The 17,031-nt window shown below is 73.3% G+C and carries 19 protein-coding genes and 1 pseudogene; 6 read left to right on the top strand and 14 right to left on the bottom strand.

What is annotated here, in order from left to right; all coding sequences use genetic code 11:
• Nucleotides 1-996 (bottom strand): glycoside hydrolase family 6 protein (locus tag E1166_RS22405; protein ID WP_165944408.1); only part of this gene is annotated, 996 nt, incomplete at its 3' end.
• A gap of 128 nt (nucleotides 997-1,124) precedes the next feature.
• Between E1166_RS22405 and E1166_RS22400 the strand changes: the two genes are divergently transcribed.
• Nucleotides 1,125-1,619, top strand: coding sequence for a metallophosphoesterase (locus E1166_RS22400; protein ID WP_132341697.1), 495 nt, complete (start codon nucleotides 1,125-1,127; stop codon nucleotides 1,617-1,619).
• Here E1166_RS22400 and E1166_RS22395 read toward each other — a convergent pair.
• The 3 genes from E1166_RS22395 to E1166_RS22385 all read right to left on the bottom strand — a co-directional run bounded on the left by E1166_RS22395 (nucleotide 1,583) and on the right by E1166_RS22385 (nucleotide 5,871).
• A complete protein-coding gene (locus E1166_RS22395; RefSeq protein ID WP_132341695.1) occupies nucleotides 1,583-2,905 on the bottom strand; it encodes a cation:proton antiporter in 1,323 nt (440 codons plus the stop codon). The two genes, E1166_RS22400 and E1166_RS22395, sit on opposite strands and share 37 nt — an antisense overlap.
• Before the next feature lie 67 nt (nucleotides 2,906-2,972).
• Nucleotides 2,973-3,686, bottom strand: coding sequence for an HAD family hydrolase (locus tag E1166_RS22390; RefSeq protein ID WP_132267771.1), 714 nt, complete (start codon nucleotides 3,684-3,686; stop codon nucleotides 2,973-2,975).
• A 61-nt stretch (nucleotides 3,687-3,747) separates the two neighbouring features.
• Entirely contained in the window at nucleotides 3,748-5,871 is a 2,124-nt protein-coding gene (locus E1166_RS22385) for a SpoIIE family protein phosphatase (RefSeq protein ID WP_132341693.1), read from the bottom strand.
• A 201-nt stretch (nucleotides 5,872-6,072) separates the two neighbouring features.
• On the opposite strand from E1166_RS22385, the gene E1166_RS22380 reads away from it, so the two are divergent.
• Nucleotides 6,073-6,924, top strand: a complete 852-nt coding sequence (locus tag E1166_RS22380; RefSeq protein ID WP_132341691.1) for a hypothetical protein — start codon at nucleotides 6,073-6,075, stop codon at nucleotides 6,922-6,924.
• Between the two features lie 53 nt (nucleotides 6,925-6,977).
• On the opposite strand, the gene E1166_RS22375 is transcribed toward E1166_RS22380, so the two are convergent.
• Complete coding sequence (locus E1166_RS22375) at nucleotides 6,978-7,346, bottom strand: DUF6401 family natural product biosynthesis protein (RefSeq protein WP_132341689.1); 369 nt, start codon at nucleotides 7,344-7,346, stop codon at nucleotides 6,978-6,980.
• Nucleotides 7,347-7,511: 165 nt separating this feature from the next.
• On the opposite strand from E1166_RS22375, the gene E1166_RS22370 reads away from it, so the two are divergent.
• Nucleotides 7,512-7,961, top strand: coding sequence for a hypothetical protein (locus E1166_RS22370; RefSeq protein WP_132341687.1), 450 nt, complete (start codon nucleotides 7,512-7,514; stop codon nucleotides 7,959-7,961).
• A 36-nt stretch (nucleotides 7,962-7,997) separates the two neighbouring features.
• Here the strand turns inward: E1166_RS22370 and E1166_RS22365 are convergent, their stop codons facing one another.
• The 6 genes from E1166_RS22365 to E1166_RS22340 all read right to left on the bottom strand — a co-directional run bounded on the left by E1166_RS22365 (nucleotide 7,998) and on the right by E1166_RS22340 (nucleotide 11,511).
• The gene (locus E1166_RS22365; RefSeq protein WP_132267784.1) at nucleotides 7,998-8,207 is read right to left on the bottom strand and encodes a hypothetical protein; all 210 of its coding nucleotides are present in this window, start codon (nucleotides 8,205-8,207) and stop codon (nucleotides 7,998-8,000) included.
• A gap of 260 nt (nucleotides 8,208-8,467) precedes the next feature.
• Nucleotides 8,468-9,085, bottom strand: coding sequence for an HAD-IA family hydrolase (locus tag E1166_RS22360; RefSeq protein WP_132341685.1), 618 nt, complete (start codon nucleotides 9,083-9,085; stop codon nucleotides 8,468-8,470).
• 92 nt (nucleotides 9,086-9,177) lie between these two features.
• Nucleotides 9,178-9,441 (bottom strand): hypothetical protein, encoded by a 264-nt coding sequence (locus tag E1166_RS22355; RefSeq protein WP_132267789.1) that lies wholly within the window; start codon nucleotides 9,439-9,441, stop codon nucleotides 9,178-9,180.
• 107 nt (nucleotides 9,442-9,548) lie between these two features.
• Entirely contained in the window at nucleotides 9,549-10,010 is a 462-nt protein-coding gene (locus E1166_RS22350) for an SRPBCC family protein (RefSeq protein WP_132267792.1), read from the bottom strand.
• A gap of 49 nt (nucleotides 10,011-10,059) precedes the next feature.
• Nucleotides 10,060-10,476, bottom strand: a complete 417-nt coding sequence (locus tag E1166_RS22345; RefSeq protein ID WP_132267794.1) for a DUF2795 domain-containing protein — start codon at nucleotides 10,474-10,476, stop codon at nucleotides 10,060-10,062.
• Nucleotides 10,477-10,530: 54 nt separating this feature from the next.
• Nucleotides 10,531-11,511 (bottom strand): YihY/virulence factor BrkB family protein, encoded by a 981-nt coding sequence (locus tag E1166_RS22340; RefSeq protein ID WP_132341683.1) that lies wholly within the window; start codon nucleotides 11,509-11,511, stop codon nucleotides 10,531-10,533.
• A 158-nt stretch (nucleotides 11,512-11,669) separates the two neighbouring features.
• Here E1166_RS22340 and E1166_RS22335 point away from each other — a divergent pair, with 158 nt between their 5' ends.
• On the top strand, nucleotides 11,670-12,089 hold the full coding sequence (locus tag E1166_RS22335) for a ChaB family protein (RefSeq protein WP_132341681.1): 420 nt from the start codon (nucleotides 11,670-11,672) through the stop codon (nucleotides 12,087-12,089).
• 58 nt (nucleotides 12,090-12,147) lie between these two features.
• On the opposite strand, the gene E1166_RS22330 is transcribed toward E1166_RS22335, so the two are convergent.
• A complete protein-coding gene (locus E1166_RS22330; RefSeq protein ID WP_132341679.1) occupies nucleotides 12,148-13,581 on the bottom strand; it encodes an aldehyde dehydrogenase family protein in 1,434 nt (477 codons plus the stop codon).
• Nucleotides 13,582-13,653: 72 nt separating this feature from the next.
• Between E1166_RS22330 and E1166_RS22325 the strand changes: the two genes are divergently transcribed.
• Nucleotides 13,654-15,258: an NAD(P)/FAD-dependent oxidoreductase gene (locus E1166_RS22325; RefSeq protein WP_132341677.1), complete on the top strand. Its 1,605-nt coding sequence runs from the start codon at nucleotides 13,654-13,656 to the stop codon at nucleotides 15,256-15,258.
• Between the two features lie 40 nt (nucleotides 15,259-15,298).
• Here E1166_RS22325 and E1166_RS22320 read toward each other — a convergent pair whose 3' ends face one another.
• Together E1166_RS22320 and E1166_RS22315 are read right to left on the bottom strand one after the other, a co-directional pair.
• Nucleotides 15,299-16,066 carry a polyprenol monophosphomannose synthase gene (locus tag E1166_RS22320; RefSeq protein WP_132341675.1) on the bottom strand — a complete coding sequence of 256 codons (768 nt, stop codon included), beginning with the start codon at nucleotides 16,064-16,066 and terminating at the stop codon, nucleotides 15,299-15,301.
• A 111-nt stretch (nucleotides 16,067-16,177) separates the two neighbouring features.
• Nucleotides 16,178-16,639, bottom strand: coding sequence for an SRPBCC family protein (locus E1166_RS22315; protein WP_132341673.1), 462 nt, complete (start codon nucleotides 16,637-16,639; stop codon nucleotides 16,178-16,180).
• Nucleotides 16,640-16,768: 129 nt separating this feature from the next.
• Between E1166_RS22315 and E1166_RS22310 the strand changes: the two are divergent.
• Nucleotides 16,769-17,031: pseudogene (locus E1166_RS22310) on the top strand (hypothetical protein); the annotation flags it as partial.

The following is a 17,031-nucleotide window of genomic DNA, read 5'->3' as shown; positions in this document are numbered from 1 at the left end:
GGTCGGCGGGGCGGTGGTCGGTGCCGGCCCGGCGGCGACGGCGAGGTCGTAGGCCCGCTGCGGGACGAACTGGCCGGCGCTGGCGATGCAGCCGTCGGCCTCGCCGGGCAGTTTCACCCAGAGCAGCGCGTCGATCATCGGGTCGCCGGTGTTGGTGGTGCTCGGGGTGCCGATCGCCCGACCGGGCGGGTCGCACCACTCCGAACCGAGCGGTCCGTTGCCGTTGCGGCTGGTGTCGATGATCGCCCGCAGCCGGGAGATGCCGGTGGCGGCGATGACCTGCTTGGCGTACGGGACGGCCTCGGCGGTGGTGCGGTAGTTCGACACGTTCAGCGAGATGCCGTCGGCGCTGTTGGCGATGTCCGCGCCGACCAGTCGGGAGGCGATCTCGGCGGGTGCCAGCCAGGCCGAGTTGCCGGCGTCGAAGTAGACCTTCGCCGCCGCCGAGCCCGCCTTGAGCCGCTTGCCGGCGTACGCCATGGAGGCCCGCGTCTCGGCCTGCTGGCTGGAGTTCTGGCAGTTGGTCATCAGCGGCAGCACGTCGGGTTCGAGCACGATGGTGGCCCGCCGCCCGTTCAGGCCGGCGGCGACCTGGTCGACCCAGGCGCGGTAGCTGGCGTGGTTCGGTGCCCCTCCGCCGCTGGCGCCGGAGCAGTCCCGGTTCGGGATGTTGTAGACCACCATGATCGGGATCTTCCCGGCCGCGGCGGCGGCCCCCACGAAGGCGTCCACCTCGGCGCGTACCGTCGAGGTGTTGGTGCGGGTGAACCAGCGGGCCTGTGGGACGGCGGCGATCCGGTCGCGGATGACCGCGGCGCGCGAATCCTGGGGGTTCGCCGCCACCCAGGCCGCCGCGGCGGTCTGCGGATCGACGTAGAAGGCGGAGTCGGCCGCTGCGGCCGGAGCGGGCCGGAGTGCGACCACGCCCATCGTGGCGGCGACGGCGAACGCAGTCGCCGCTGCGCCGATCGCTGCGACAGTCCTCTTGTGCTGCATGACCAACACCTCACATGTATTGACAGGGATGCGTGGAAGCGCTCCCATATGCAGGACAAAATACGGGCATGTTGCCGCGATGTGAAGACCTCGCCCGCAGCGGACCCGCCGACCTGGGAAAATGCGGCATGCGCCTGGTACTCATCGCCGACACCCACCTGCCGAAACGCGCGCGGGACCTGCCCGCACCGGTCTGGTCGGCGGTGGCGGACGCCGACGTGGTGGTGCACGCCGGCGACTGGGTCGAGCCGGCCCTGCTCGACGCGCTGTCGGCCCGGTCCCGCCGGCTCATCGGCGTGTACGGCAACAACGACGGCCCCGAGTTGCGGGCCCGGCTGCCCGAGGTGGCCCGGGCGGACCTCGACGGCCTGCGCCTGGCGGTGGTGCACGAGACCGGGCCGAAGGAGCGCCGCGAGCAGCGCTGCGCGGCCCGCTTCCCCGACACCGACCTGCTGGTCTTCGGCCACTCGCACATCCCGTGGGACAGCGTCGCCCCGGGCGGGCTGCGCCTGCTCAACCCGGGTTCACCGACCGACCGGCGGGCGCAGCCGTACGCCACCTACCTGACCGCGCGGGTGGTGGCGGGTCAACTCGACGCCGTCGAGCTGCACCGCCTGCCCTGAGTGCGGTTCATCTGCCGGGGGACGGTCGGGCCCTGCCGCGGGACGGTTCCGGTCCGCTCTCCCGTGCGGTCCAGGAGGCGCATGACCGGGGTGGCGGTGATCCCGTGCGCCACCACCGAGACGACCACCACCAGGCCGACCGTGGCCCAGAGCAGGTCCGCCTGCGGGAAGTCCGCCTTCGTTGTGGCGTACGCCAGGTAGTAGAACGAGCCGACCCCGCGGATGCCGAACGCTGCGATCACCCAGTGTTCCGCCGGCCGACCCGGCGCACCGCGCAGCGACACCCAGCCGACCAGCGGCCGGACCACGAGCAGCAGCGCCAGCCCGACACCCGCCGCCTGCCAGGTCAGCGGGGCCAGCAGCCCACCGACCACCGCACCGCCGAAGATCAACAGCAGCATGACGGTGAGCAGCCGCTCCACCTGCTCGGCGAAGTCGTGCAGCACCGAGTGGAACTCGTGGGTCCGCTCGGCGGACCGGATCGCCCGGGCGGCCACGAACACGGCCAGGAACCCGTAGCCGCCGAGCACCTCCACCACCCCGTACGCGAGGAAGGTGGCGGCCAGCGCGAGGAAACCCTCGGCATGCCGGGCCAGCCGCACCTGGGTGGGGGCGTGGAAGAAGAGCTTGCCGAGCAGCCAGCCGATGAGCAGCCCGCCGCCCACACCGACGGCGAGCTTGTAGAGCACGTCGACGCTGAACCAGTCGACGAACCACGCCCGCGGCGCGAGGCCGGCGGTGGCCACGGCGACCGCCGCGTACACGAAGGGAAAGGCGAGCCCGTCGTTCAGCCCCGCCTCGGAGGTGAGCGCGAAGCGGACCTCGTCCTCGGAATCCTCCACATCGGTCGGCTCACCGACCTGTACGTCCGCGGCGAGCACCGGGTCGGTCGGGGCCAGGGCCGCGCCGAGCAGCAGCGCCGCCGCCGGCGCCAGTCCCGCCCACCACCAGCCGAGCAGCGCCACCGCCGCGATGCAGACCGGCATGGCGATCGCCAGCAGCCGCCAGGTCGACGACCACCGTCGCCAGCTCAACGGCCTATCGATCTTCAGGCCGGCACCCATCAGGGCGACGATCACCCCGATCTCGGTCAGGTGGGCGGTCACCTGCGGCCAGCGCAGCGGGTCCGGCGAGGGCAGCCCGGTGGGCAGCAGGAAGACCAGCATGCCCAGGACCAGGAAGGCGATGGGCATGGACAGCGGACGGTGTTCCAACGCCCGGGGCAGGATCCCGGCCAGCAGGGCACCGACCCCCACCACCGCGAACGCGACATCGACCGGTTCCACGCCACCACCTCTCGGACCCGCCCGCGTCGTGCGGCTGGGGTGGGACTGTGCCCAATGCCGCGGCCCGCTACGCCTGGGTGCCCGTCTTGTCCCGGGACGGCCGCCGCTGACCGGTGGCCAGCGGGGAGTCGCCCAGCCCGGCCAGCAGCGCCGCGGGGTCGTCGTAGACCGCCACCGCGCCGGCCCCGGCCAGCTCACCGCGACTGGTGCCGCCGCAGCTCAACCCCACGCAGGGGATGTCGAGCCGGGCCGCCGCGGCGACGTCCCACACCGAGTCGCCGACGAAGACGACCCGCTCGGCGGCCAGCCGGGACTGCTCCAGGGCGGCGACCAGGATGTCCGGGGCCGGCTTGCTCGCCTCGGCGTCGGCCGAACAGGTGACGGTGTCGACCACGTCGTCGGCGTCCAGCGCGGCGCGTAGCGCCTCGACCTCCTGCGGGGCGGCGGAGGTGGCCAGCACCACCCGCAGACCCCGGGCGGCGCAGGCGCGCAGCAGCTCCGCCGCGCCGGGCAGCGGGACCAACCGTTCCCAGTACTCGCCGAAGAAGCCGTCGTGGGCGGCGCGCAGCCTGTCGTCCTCGCTCCGGTCCCGCTCCGGGCCGAGCAGGTGGTCCAGGAGCTTGTCCGAACCCATGCCGATCGACCGGTGGATGGTGGCCATCGGCACCCGGTGGTCGGCTTGGCGCAACGCCTCCCACCAGCTGACCGTGTGCAGGTACGTGGTGTCGACGAGAGTCCCGTCGACATCGAAGAGAACCCCGTCGGGTCGGTGTGCGCTCATGCCGGACCTCCTACCCGGGGCGGGTCGCCGCGACGCCCCCCGCTCGCCTCGCCGTCCGTCCTCACCGGGCCGGGATGAGGATCTCGAACCAGACGGTCGAACCGCGGACCGTGGGGTCCGTGCCCCAGGCGTCGCTGAGCTGTTCGATCAGGCCGAGCCCGCGCCCCCGGCTGCTCAACGTGTCGGTCTGCGCCCGGGTCACTGTCCCCCGGGTGCCGGAGTCCGCCACCGACACCAGCAGACGCTCCGCGCTCAGGTCGATCACCACCCGGGCGGCCGTCCCGGCGTGCAGCAGGGCGTTCGTGGTCAGCTCGCTGGTGCACAGCACCGCCGCGCCGATCACCGCCTCCGGCACCTGCCAGGCGGTGAGCTGCCCGGTCATCCAGTGCCGTACCCGGCTCGGCGCGGTCGGCTCGGCCGGCATCTCCATGCTTGCCGAGCGGCTCGGCTTGAGCGCGTGCTCCACCGCCAGCACGGCGACGTCGTCCTCGGTGGCACCGGCCACCGCGGCGATGGCGACCGCGCAGAGCGCCCGCGGATCCCCGCTGGCCGCTGCGGCTGCCGCGGCGACGAGCCGGTCGAGGCCGGCGCTGAGGCTGTGTCGCCGGCGTTCCACCACCCCGTCGCTGTAGAGCAGAAGGGTGTCCCCGGGCGGGAACGGCACGGTGCTGGTGCGCGGTCGGCAGCCCAGCCCGAGTGGGGCGCCGGCGGGAAGCGCCACGAACTCGGCGGTGGCGGAGCCGTCCGGCCGGCTGCGCCGGATCAGCGGCGGGGGATGCCCGGCGCTGGCCAGGGTGATCTGCCCGTGGTCGGCGTCCAGCACGCCGAAGACCACGGTGACGAAGAGCTCCTGGCTGCCGGTCTCGGTGCCGAGGCTGGCCACCAGCCGGTCGAGCCCGACCAGGACGGCGTCCGGGCGCGGGTCGGCCAGTGCCAGGGCGCGCAACGCCGCGCGTACCTGTCCCATCCGGGCTGCCGCCTGCACGTCGTGGCCGGCGACGTCGCCGAGCACCACGCCAAGGTCACCGGTGGGCAGCAGGAACGCATCGTAGAAGTCCCCGCCGGCGGCGTTGCCGTCGACGCCGGGATCGTAGCGGGCGGCGATGCGCAGCCGGGGCAGCGCCGGTAGCTGCTCCGGCAGCATGCTGCGTTGCAGCAGCTGGGCGGTGCCGTGCTGGGTCTCGAACCGGCGGGCCCGCTCGGCTGCCTGGCCGACCAGCTCCGCCGAGGCGGCCAGCAGCGCGCGCTCCGCCGCCGACCAGCCGTGCGGCGCCTGATAGCCGACGCCCAGGCCACCGCGGATCACCGACGAACGCAGCGGCAGTGCGGCCAGTGCGCGGATCTTCTGGTCGTGCCGGTCCACCGCGTGCTGTCGCAGCGGCTGGCCGTCCCCGGTGAACGAGGGCATCCCGCTGACGGCGGCCAGCACGACCGGCGCGGAGGAGTCGGGGGCGAGGGGCCGCCACAGCGGCGGCAGGCGTTCGTCGGCCTCGTCGAGCAGTTCGCCCGGAACCCGGCGGACCATCCGCCAGGCCGGTCCCTCGTCCACCGCCAGGGTCACCTGGTCGGCGTCGAACGAGTGCAGCATGTAGCGCAGCGTGACCCGGGCCACGTCGTCGAGGGTGAGCGTGCCGGACAGTGCCGCGGCGAAGTCGCTCAGGCTCTGCAACTGATGGGTGAGCTGGATGGTCTGGGCGGCGACGGTCAGCACCCCGACGATCCGACCGGTGCTGTCCCGGGCCGGCGAGTGGCCCCGGGTGAAGACGCCGTGGTCGCCGCCGGCGGCCAGCTGCCGGCCGACGGGCAACACCGACTCTTTCTGGAGGAAGGACTCTCCGTGCTGGTAGACCCGCTCGATGATGTCGCCGACGCCGGGGGTGTCCCACACATCGGCGAAGACCTCCGCCGCCGGTCGGCCGAGCGCGGCGGGGTGCCGGTCGCCGATCAGCTCCGAGAAACCCTGGTTGTAGAGCATCTCGAACCGGTCACCGTGGTAGAGCGCCATCGGCACCGGCGAGGACAGGATCACGTCCACCAGCGCGCGCACCGCCGGGTCCCACCGCTGTGGCGGCCCGAGCCCGGTGCGCGCCCACGGGTGGGCGAGCACGGCCGCCGCCACCTGCGAGACCGGGGCTGGTCCGGGGGTGGCGGGTGAGGTGGGAAAGCTCCCGACCGTGCCTGGCATGCCACGCAGCCTAACCGTCCGGTGCCGGGCTGCACTTTCGATCATGCTTTGCGCTCCGGGGTGTCCGTGCTCGTGGAGACGTTAAGGCAGGTCAGGGCAGGTTTCAGAGAGCATGTCGGGAAAATCAGATACGTGTGTCCGGCGTGCCTGCCCAACGACCGGGTATCCGCCCGGCGCAGTCCATGCGACAGGAGGGACATCATGCCGGAAACCCTCGCGGTCAGGCAGGTCGACATCGGCAATGCCTTGGCCGACATGTGGAGGTCGGTGCTGCTCTTCATCCCGAGGGCGATCGCGTTCATCGCAATCCTCGTGGTGGGCTGGCTCATCGCCCGAGCCGTCCTCAAAATCGTGGACGCGGCACTGGAACGGGTGGGCTTCGACCGGGCGGTCGAACGCGGCGGGATCAGACGCGCGCTCGAACGCACCAGATACGACGCCAGCGACATCCTGGCGAAGCTCGCGTACTACGCCGTCCTGCTGTTCACCCTGCAGTTCGCCTTCGGGGTGTGGGGACCCAACGCGATCAGTGACCTGATCCGGGGCGTGGTGGCCTGGCTACCACGCGCTTTCGTGGCGATCGTCATCGTGGTCGTCGCCGCGGCCATCGCCAACGCGGTCCGGGACCTGGTCAGTGGGGCGCTCGGCGGTCTGTCGTACGGCAAGGTCCTGGCCGACCTGACGGCGGTCTTCATCCTGGCGCTCGGTGTCATCGCGGCGCTGAACCAGGTGGGCATTGCCACCACCGTCACCACGCCGGTACTGATCGCGGTCCTGGCCACGGTGGCCGGCATCCTGATCATCGGCGTCGGCGGCGGTCTGGTCAAACCGATGCAGAACCGCTGGGAGGGCTGGCTGCAGCGCGCGGCGGAGGAGTCGCAGGCGGTCCAGGAGCACCGCCGGGCACAGAATGCCGGGCGCAGCGACATGGACCGGCAGATGGCCGACCGGGGCGGCGTCGCGCCGATGCCCCAGCCCGAGGAGGCCCGGTCGGGCGGCCGGGGAGGCGCCATGGGCGACGAGACACAGCAGTTCCGGCGCCCGGGCAGTTGAGTTCGGGCGTGCCGGGAGGGTGTCCGCGCGTGGCGCGGGCGCCCTCCCGTCGTTCAGACCGCCTCGAGGTGACGCGGGTCGAGGGTGCGGGCGAGCGCGCAGACCGCCAGCAGACGGACGGAAAGCCACTGCGGCGCCGACCAGTCGACCGGACCGACAGGCGGAAGCAGGCCGTGCTCCGCAGCTGCCGCCCGGATCCCCTCGGCGTAGCCGGCGAGCGCGGCTGGGGTCAGCGGGCGGCGGTCACCGTCGAGGCTCTCGCGTACCGCGGCGGCGTGCTGGTCGACCAGCGCGAGCAGGGCCGGGATGGCGGCAGCCGCGGCGAATCCGTCGGTGCCGACCGAGGCGGCGAGCAGCGCGAGGGTCGAACGGGCCCGGCTCGCGGCGGTCCGGGGGGCGACCCGGTGGTACGGCACACGCATGAGGAACCACGCTAACCCCCGGGTAGCCACCGTGGCCTCGGCCGGTCGGCCGATCCCGACCCCTCTTCCGGTCGTGCACGACCCGCCGTGGGGATTGAGCCGGCCCAGGCGGGGCAGAGGGAGAACCGGGCGGGAACCGGCGCGATCGGCAGCGGGGAGGCACGAATGGAACAGCACGCGGACGGCCCGGACGCGGCGCACCGCCGGCCGGCCGGGGTCACCGACGAGACGGTTGCCGCGCTGGGCAAGCTCAGCGAGGCGTTGGAGACCGTCGAGCGGGCCCGGGGCCGCCTCTACGATCTGCACCAGCTGATCGGCCACGCCGACCTGATGCTCGACGAGGCCGTCGCGCTGTTTCAGGCGGCCGGGCACCACGACCTGGCCGAGGAGATCACCACTGAGCTGCTCGGGCGCAACGTCATCGCCGGCCGCTGGACGTTCCAGATCGTCGAGGACTTCGACGACGGGTACTACGCCCTCTTCCGGCAACTGGATCGGCGAGCCCGTGACGAGCTGGTGGGCGGCCGCCGTCATCTGTACGAGGCGCAGATGAAGGAGAGCCGGCGTACCCGGGGCCGGCCCGGCCACGAGGCGCGGCCCGGCTTCGACGGTTAGCCGTCGACCGGCCCCGCCCTGCCCACCGCGGCCGGGTTACTCGATGGGCGCGTCCGCCGGGCGTCGCCGGGCCGCGTCGTCGGCGAGGATGACCGTGGCGACCATGACGGCCACGCAGAGGCTGAACAGCCAGGAGTCGTCGGCGACCAACTTGGCCGAGACGGGGGCCTGGATGGCGGCGAGCAGGAAACCGAGCCAGGCCAGGCGACGCTGACGTGGGGTGAGGAAGCCGGAGCCTTGTTGCATCCCGAAAGTCTGGCGCGGCGATAGCCGGTTGCCGTCAGCCGATCGGCCGATTCTGAACGGGCTGTCCGTGTTTCTGCCTGTTTCGGTCCATCGTTGTGCCGATTCGGGGGAGGCGCCACCGGCGGATGGGTGCTCCCGACGGTGCGGCGTCGGCCGCCCGCTTCGTGGTCCACTCCGGCTGCGGCAGACGGGGGTGTCCCGCTGGTTCGGACGGGACGACCTGCCCCAGAGCGAGTCGATGTGGCGGCCCGTCGGACGGCTCAGGAGGAGAAGCCCGGAGCAGGCGCGGCCCGCTGGTGGGGTGGCGGGACGCGGACCGCGGCCATGCCGGCCGCGGTGGCCGCCTGCACGCCGAGGTCGGTGTCCTCGAAGACCAGGCACGACTCGGGCGACACCCCGAGCAGCCGGGCGGCGAGCAGGAAACACTCCGGGTCCGGCTTGGCCCGGGCGTACTCACCCGCGCAGACCAGGACGTCGAAGCGGTCGAGCAGGCCCAGCGTCCGCAGCGAGGCGGTCACCGACTCGCGGGTGCTGCCGGAGACCACGGCGAAGGGCACCCGGCGATGCGCCTCCTCGATGTGGCGCAGCACGCCCGGTACGGCGGTGAGGGTCGGCAGGAGTTGCCGGTAGCACTCCTCCTGGCGGCGGGCGACGTCCTCCACCGGCATCGCGACACCGCGCCGGGCGGCCAGGTCGGCGACGATGTCGACCACCGGTCGACCGCCCCAGGCGTAGAAGAGCTCCTCAGGAAAGTCGCAGCCCCACTCGGCCAGCGTCTGCCGCCAGGCGGCGTGGTGCAACGGCATGGAGTCGGCGATGGTGCCGTCGCAGTCGAACAGGTAGGCCCGGAACTCGCCGGGCGGCAGGGGCAGCAGCACCGGTCCAGGGTAGGGCCCGCCGATCCGGCCCGGGCCGGGGGAGCCGTCGGCCGCCGACGGGCCGGCGGACCGGCCGCCGACGGCCCGGCCGGTCACATCGTGTCGGGGCCGGTCCGTCCCGTGGTCGACGGGCGGTACGCCCGCTGCGAGTCGGTCATCTCGCGCCCCTCCGCCTCCGGTCCGGCGCCCCGGTCCGCCGCCTCCGGCCCATGCCCGAAGGCGGCCTCCTCGCCGGCGTCGTTGCCGGTGACGTCGTCGGCCTGCCCGTCGAGGGTCGAGCGGGCGATCGCCCGGTCCAGCTCCTCCAGCGGGAGTTTCTGCTCGTCCCGCCACACCCTGTCGTCGTTCTCGGTCATCCCATCGCGGTACCCCCGCCCGGTGATCGCAAACGGAGGGCCGGGCACGACGATGGCCGCCGGATCACCCGGCGGCCATCGGTCTCGTCCCGATGTGGGGGAGGGAATCAGGGCTGGGGCCGGTCGACGGTGCCGCGCCAGGCACCCGTCTCCAGACCGCGCCGCTCGATGAACTGCTTGAACCGGTCCAGGTCGCCCTTGACGCGACGGTCCACCACGCCCAGCTTGTCGCCGGCCTGCTCGACCACGCCGTGCGGTTCGAACTCCATCTGCAACGTCACCCGGGTCTGGTTGTCGTCGAGACGGTGGAAGGTGACCACGCCGGCGTGCCGGGTACCGCCGGTCGACTTCCAGGCCACCCGCTCGTCGGGAAGCTGCTCGGTGATCTCGGCGTCGAACTCCCGCTTGACGCCGGCGATCTCCACCGTCCAGTGCGTCAACGTGTCCGACAGCTGCCGGACCTCCTCGACCCCCTCCATGAACTGGGGGAACTCCTCGAACTGGGTCCACTGGTCGTACGCCGTCCGGATCGGGACAGTGACCTCCACGTGCTCGATAACGCCGCTCATGAAACCGTTCCTCCTCTGCGGCTGGTCACGGGTCGTTGGGCGACCCGGCTCACCAGCGCGTCGTCTCGTTCTTGTGCCCCAGCGCGGCCCACACCTCCGAGACCGTGCGGTACCGGGTGCCATCGGGCAACCGCTCCAGCTCCGCGACCAGGTCGTCGGGAGCCTCGTTGTCGCGGGCGTTGGCGACCAACGCCGCACGGTCCCCCGGCAGAGCCGACATCGTGATGAACCGTCCCAGTCGGCTGCGCGCCTCCACGTCGGTGGAGCTCATGCCCTTCGGTGCCCCGGTGCGTAGCTCACCCGCCGGGGCTGTGGTGGTGCCCGGCTGATCCTCGCCGGCCGGCTCGGGCTCGCGGAACTCCTCGGCGCGCGAGCCCGCGGTGCCGGGCCCCTGCACGAGGCCGGCGACCTCCTGGCTCATCTGCTCGTCGAGCCTCGGTCCGTGCTTGCTGCTGCCACGTTCCATGCCGTCTGTGCTACCCCGGGGAAGTGGCGGGAAACGCCGCACCCCCGCACCCGGTCACGAACCGGCGGCGGCCTTCGGCGGCAGCACCGGCTCACCCGGGTCCGCCGCCCCGGCCTGGAGCACCCGCCCACGCTGCAACTCGGCGTTGATCTGCACGCCGAACATCAGCGCCGAGTTGGACAGGTAGAGCCAGACCAGGAAGGCGATCACCGCGCCCAGGCTGCCGTACGTCACGTCGTAGGCGCCGAAGTTGGCCACGTACAGCCCGAAACCGAAGGAGGCGAGCACCCAGGAGAGCAGGGCCACCGCCCCGCCCGGGGTGAGCCAACGGAACCGGGGCTGCCGTACGTTCGGGGCGATCCAGAACAGCAGCGACAACAGGATCATCGCCACCAGGGCGAGCACGGGCCACTTGACCACGCTCCACACCGTGCGGGCCAGGCCGCCCGCGCCCACCAGGTCGCCCACGGCGTCCGTCACCGGACCGCTGATGATCAGACCGAGAGCCACCACCGCGAGCAGCACCAGCGAGACCCCGGCCAGACCGATCTGCAGCGGACGCAGCCGCCAGAACGGCCGCCCCTCCGTCACCCCGTAGATGGCGTTGGAGGCCCGGGTGAACGCACCGATGTAGCTCGACGCCGACCAGAGCGCACCGACCAGGCCGAAACTCAGCAGCACGCGTGCCCCGTCGCGCTGGTCGACCACGGTGCGCACCACCGCGACGAAGCTGTCGTTGGCCACGACCGCCCCGGCCCCGATGTCCCGGGCCAGGTCCAGCACCGTGTCCACCGTCCGTTCGCCCTCGGAGACCAGGCCGACCAGGGCGACCACCACCACCGTGGCGGGAAAGAGCGCCAGCACCGCGTAGTAGGTCAGCGCGGCGGCCCAGTCGGCGCAGTCGTCCCGTACGAAGTTTCGGGCGCTGCGTACCAACACACCGCGCCAGGTCGCCCAGTGCAACTGGCGTACCCGGCCGGGCAGCGGCAGGTGCCCTCGCCCCGCGGCCGAGGCCGGCTCCGTGGTCGCTGCCATCGCCGCTCCCCGCCCGAGGGCCGGACGCCCCGCCGCCCGGCCGATCATCTGGCCACGCCGGTACCCCCGCACCGACATCGACAAACCCGACTGATGGAGTTTGCCCCCGGGACGCCAGGGAACCGTCATCGGGAGGCGACAGTGACGAGGAGGACGAGATGCCCGCGCGCGAGGTGATGCCCAGCACGCTGCGGCGCTCCCCGAAGAAGGCGCAGCGCACCTGGGAGAAGACGCACGACTCGGCGGTCCAGACGTACGGCGAGGGGGAGCGGGCACACCGCACCGCGTTCGCCGCCGTCAAGCACGAGTTCGAGAAGGTCGGCGACCACTGGGAACCGAAGGGCCGCAAAGGACCCAGCGACCGGCAGGCCGCAGGTGGCGGACCCGCCCGACGGGCCCCCACGGCCGGCGGGGTGGACGCCAACGCCACCAAGGACCACCTGATGGAGGTGGCCCGCAAGCTCGACGTGCCGGGACGGTCCCGGATGACCAAACCGGAACTGGTCAAGGCGATCGAGAAGGCCAACACCCGGCAGACCACGAAGACTCGGGAGAGGGCCAAGGCCCGCGGTCGCTGACCGGCGACCCGACACCACGGGGGCCCGGGACCAGACGTCCCGGGCTCCCGCACCCCGCTCACCAGTGGCCGCCGCCGGGCGCCTCGATGTGCACCGTCTTGACGGTGCTGAACTCGTCGAGCAGCTCCGGGCCGTACCCGAACCCCTGGCCGCTGCCGCGGCGCGGCTGCGCGGCACCGCCCGGAGCGCCGCCGAAGACCGCGTTGACCTTCACGGTGCCCACCGGCAGCTCCCGCCAGGCCCGCTGCGCGTGGCTCATCGACGGGGTCAGCACGGTCGCGGACAGCCCGTACGGGCTGTCCGCGGCGCAGCGCAGCGCCTCGCTGAACGAGTCCACCACGACCACCGCGGCGACCGGGCCGAAGGTCTCCTCCCGCACCAGCGTCATCTCCTGCCGGCAGTCGGTCACCACGGTCGCCGGGTAGAACGCGCCGGGCCCGTCCGGCAGCGAGCCCCCGGTGCGCAGCGTCGCGCCGTCGGCGACCGCCGCGGTGACCTGGCCGTGCACGTGGTCGCGGTGCCGCCGGTCCACCAGCGGCCCGAGCTCGGTGGCCGGGTCACGTCCCGGCCCCACCCGCAGCGTGCGGGCCCGTTCCACCAGCGCCGCCACGAAGTCCTCCGCGACGTCCCGGTGGACGTAGATCCGTTCCACCGCGACGCAGATCTGCCCCGCGTTGGCGAACGCGCCGGTCGCCGCCGCCTGCGCGGCCCACACCGGGTCCACCCCGGCGTCGACGATCAGCGGGTCGCTGCCGCCGTTCTCCAGCAGCGCCTTCGCCCCGGTCCGGGCACAGGCCGCGGCGATGGCCCGGCCGGTGGCGGTCGAACCGACGTGGGCCACCACGTCCACCTCCTGGGCCGCCAGCGCGGCACCCACCTGACCACCGCCGGTGAGCAGGGACAGCACCCCGGCGGGCAACGCGCCGTCGAGGAGCCTGGCCAGCAGCCAGCCGGTGGCCGGCGTCCGCTCGCTGGGCTTGTAGAGCACCACGTTGCCGGTCACCAGGGCCGCGCCCAGCAGGCCACAGGAGACGGCCACCGGATCGTTCCAGGGGGTGATCGCGGCGACCACGCCGCGCGGCTCCGGGGCCATGAAGTCGATGGCGGCGCCGTCACCGTGCAGCGTCCGCCCACCCCGCAGCGGGCCCAGTTCGGCGTACTGTCGCAGCGTGCCGATTCCCGCCTCGACGCCGCCTCGCGCGTCGCCCAGCGGCTTGCCCATCTCCGCCGTGGTGGCCGCCGCCAACTCCTCGGCCGACGCCGCCAGCTCGTCCGCCGCCCGGTGCAGGGCCGCCGCCCGCTGCGCCGCCGGCGTCGCGGCCCACTGCGCGGCCGCCGACCGGGCCGCCTCGACGGCCTTGGCCACCTCGTCCGCCGTTGCCACCGGCACGGTGCTGACCGGGGAGCCGTCGGCCGGATCGTGGACGGTCAGCTCACCACCCTCGCCGCCCGCGCCCCACACTCCCCCGATGAGCTGCTCAACCCTGTACATGCGGCACGGGATGCCCCGCCCCCGGCCGGGCAAACGCGTTTCGCCCGGTTGCGGGCAGGGTAGGCGGATCGGATGATCGACAGCGGGACGGAGACCGCGGACGCCGTCGTCGTCGGCGCCGGGCACAACGGCCTGGTGGCCGCCAACCTGCTCGCCGACGCCGGCTGGGACGTGCTGGTGCTGGAGGCGACCGGTGCCCCCGGCGGCGCGGTCCGGTCAGCCGAGGTGACCGCCCCCGGCTACCTCAGCGACCTCTACAGCTCGTTCTATCCGCTCGGGTACGCCTCACCCGTACTGCGCCGGCTCGGTCTCGACGCCCACGGCCTGACCTGGACCCAGGCGCCCGACGTGCTGGCCCACCTGATGCCCGACGGGCGGGCCGCGGTGCTCAACCGCGACCCGACGCTCAGCGCGGCCTCGATGGAGGCGTTCGCCCCCGGCGACGGGCAGCGCTGGCTCGACACGTACGACGACTGGCGCACCATCTCCCGGCCACTGGTGGAAGCCCTGTTCACCCCCTTCCCGCCGGTACGCCACGGCCTGCAACTGCTCGCCCGGCTGCGGACGGCCGGCGCGCTACGGCTGGCCCGCCGGATGGTGCTGCCGGCCCGCCAGCTCGGAAGCGAGCTGTTCCGTGGTGAGGGCGGGCGGGCGCTGCTGGCCGGCTGCGCCCTGCACACCGATTTGTCGCCGGACGACGCCGGCTCCGGCATCTACGGCTGGCTGCTGGCCATGCTCGGCCAGCAGGTCGGCTGGCCGGTCGCGGTCGGCGGCGCGCAGCGGATCACCGACGCGCTGGTCGACCGGCTGCTCGCCCGGGGCGGGCGGATCACCTACTCCGCCCCGGTGGACCGGGTGCTGGTGGCCCGGGGCCGGGCGATGGGCGTACGGACCATCGGCGGCCGGCTCTGGCGGGCCCGCCGGGCGGTGCTGGCCGACGTGCCCGCCCCCGCGCTCTACCTGGACCTGGTCGGCGCGGACGCGTTGCCGCCCCGGCTGGTCCAGGATTTGGCGCACTTCCGCTGGGACGGCTCCACGGTGAAGGTGGACTGGGCGCTGGACGGGCCGATGCCGTGGAGCAACCCGCAGCTGCGCAGCGCCGGCACGGTGCACCTGGCCGCCGACGTCAACGGGCTCACCCGGTACGCCGCCGAGCTGGCCTGCGGTGAGCTGCCGCAGGATCCGTTCCTGCTGGTCGGCCAGATGACCACCGCCGACCCGGGACGGTCACCGGCGGGGACGGAATCGCTCTGGTCGTACACCCACCTGCCGTTCCGGCGGGACTGGCGGGCCGAGGACGTCGCCGCGCACGTGGACCGGATGGAGGCGGTGCTGGAACGGTACGCCCCGGGGTTCACCGGGCGGATCCGAGGCCGGTTCGTGGCCGGCCCGGCGGACCTGGAGGAACGCAACGCGGGTCTGGTCGGCGGCGCGGTGGGCGGCGGCACCGCCGCCGCGTACCAGCAGCTCTTCCTGCGCCCGGTGCCCGGGCTCGGTCGGCCGGACACTCCGGTCGACCGGCTCTACCTGGCCAACGCCTCGGCGAACCCGGGCGGCGGTGTGCACGGCGCACCGGGCGCGAACGCGGCCCGGGCGGCGCTGCATCGGGACCGCGCGCTGACCGGCGGCCTGTACGCCCGGGCCGTCGGCACTGCCCACCGGGCCGTCTACCGCTGACCCGCCGAACCGCCCGGTCCCGGCGCGGGGCCTGGTGGGGTCAGCGCTCCAGGTTGCGGTGCCGGGTACGTAGCCGGAACGGCATCAGAGCACTCTCCACCTTGGTGGCGGTGGTCATCTTCGACGTGCCGTCGCGCCGCTCCTCGAAGCGGATCGGCACCTCCAGGATGGTGTGGCCGAGTTTGGTGGCCAGGTAGTGCATCTCCACCTGGAAGCTGTAGCCGTTGGACTGCACCCGCTCCAGACCGATGTCGCGCAGCGCGTCCGCCCGCCAGATCTTGAAACCGGCGGTGAGGTCGCGGATACGCACCCGCAGCAGGGTGTGCACGTACAGGTTGGCCCAGCCGCTGAGCGCCCGACGGTACAGCGGCCAGTTCTCGTCCAGCTCACCACCGGGCACGTACCGGGAGCCGATCACCACGCTCGCCTGCGTGGACAGTAGCGCGCCGAGCATGCCGGGCAGCGCCTGCGGCGGGTGGGACAGGTCGGCGTCCATCTGCGCGACGTAGTCGGCGCCCCCGGCCAGGGCGCGGCCGATGCCGTCGACGTACGCCCGGCCCAGCCCCTCCTTGCCGGCGCGGTGTACGACCTGCACCCGGTCGGGGTGTTCGATGGCGAGCTTGTCGGCCACCTCGCCGGTGCCGTCGGGGGAGTTGTCGTCGGCGACCAGCACCTTGAGCTCGGGCAGCGGCAGGGCGAGGAGCCGGTCGACCAGTACCGGGAGGTTGCCCGCCTCGTTGTAGGTGGGGACCACGACGGTCAGGCGTGCGTCCCGCCAGGGCGAGGGCAGCTCCACGGGTTCGATCATGACGGACATCCTCTGGTTGCCGACGGTTTTCCCCCAAAGGGTAGCCACTGCCGCCTGCGGCCCCGTCGAGGCTCCCCGCCCGGCGCCCGGGTGCCCGGCGGGCGTCGACGCTCACCGTCGCGGACGTTCGTCGGCCTTCTGTCGGGTGGCGATGTCGGCGAGCCGGCGCAGGGTTTCCTTGTTGCGCTGGTGCAGCACCAGGTCGTTGAGCTTGTTGCGGATCCAGCGCAGCGGCCCGGCGGCGAAGTCCTCGCCGATGCGAACCCGGGTGGCGGCGCCGTCGCGTACCGGTTCCAGGGTGAACACCACGATCGCCTCGCCGGCCGGCCAGAGGCCGGCCCGGATGGTCAGCTTGTGGGGCGGCTCGCAGACCAGCACCGTGGAGGAGTCCTCCAGGGAGAACGGCCACGGCCCGGCCCGGTGGTGCAGTTGGCTGCCCACCGCCGGCCAGTCGGCGTCGACGTCGCGCACGTGCACGGTTCCGACGACCCAGTCGCTGTACGTCCAACCGTCGGCCAGCACCGCGAACACCTGCTGCGGGGGTGCCTCGATCACTTTCTCCACAATCGCCACCGCCGTTCTGTACCCGGCGGCCCGTCGGGCCTAACGGTTGGCGCGTTAGCTTCTCCGGGGCGACGGGTAAGGCCGGATCGGCGAGGTGTGGGCCCGGCGACGGCGATGAGCCGTACCGCCGGGTAGCTGATGTTTACTCCCCGGGCCGGTGGGAACCCGCGGCCCGTGCGACGGGACCAGGTGAAGCCGGATCAGCGCAGGTCAGGCCGGGTGGAACCGGTCGGCCCGGGCGCGATGGCCCCGGTCCTGTACGACGCCGTGCTGCTGGATCGGGACGGCACGCTGATCGAGGATGTGCCGTACAACGGTGATCCGGACAAGGTGCGGCCGGTGCCGGGGGCGCGGGAGGCGTTGGACCGGTTGCGGGCGGCGGGGTTGCGGCTGGCGGTGGT

This window comes from Micromonospora sp. KC213 (assembly GCF_004348325.1).
GTDB lineage: Bacteria > Actinomycetota > Actinomycetes > Mycobacteriales > Micromonosporaceae > Micromonospora.
The sequence above is the reverse complement of the archived record's forward strand: the minus strand, read 5'-3'. Positions and strand labels throughout refer to the sequence as shown.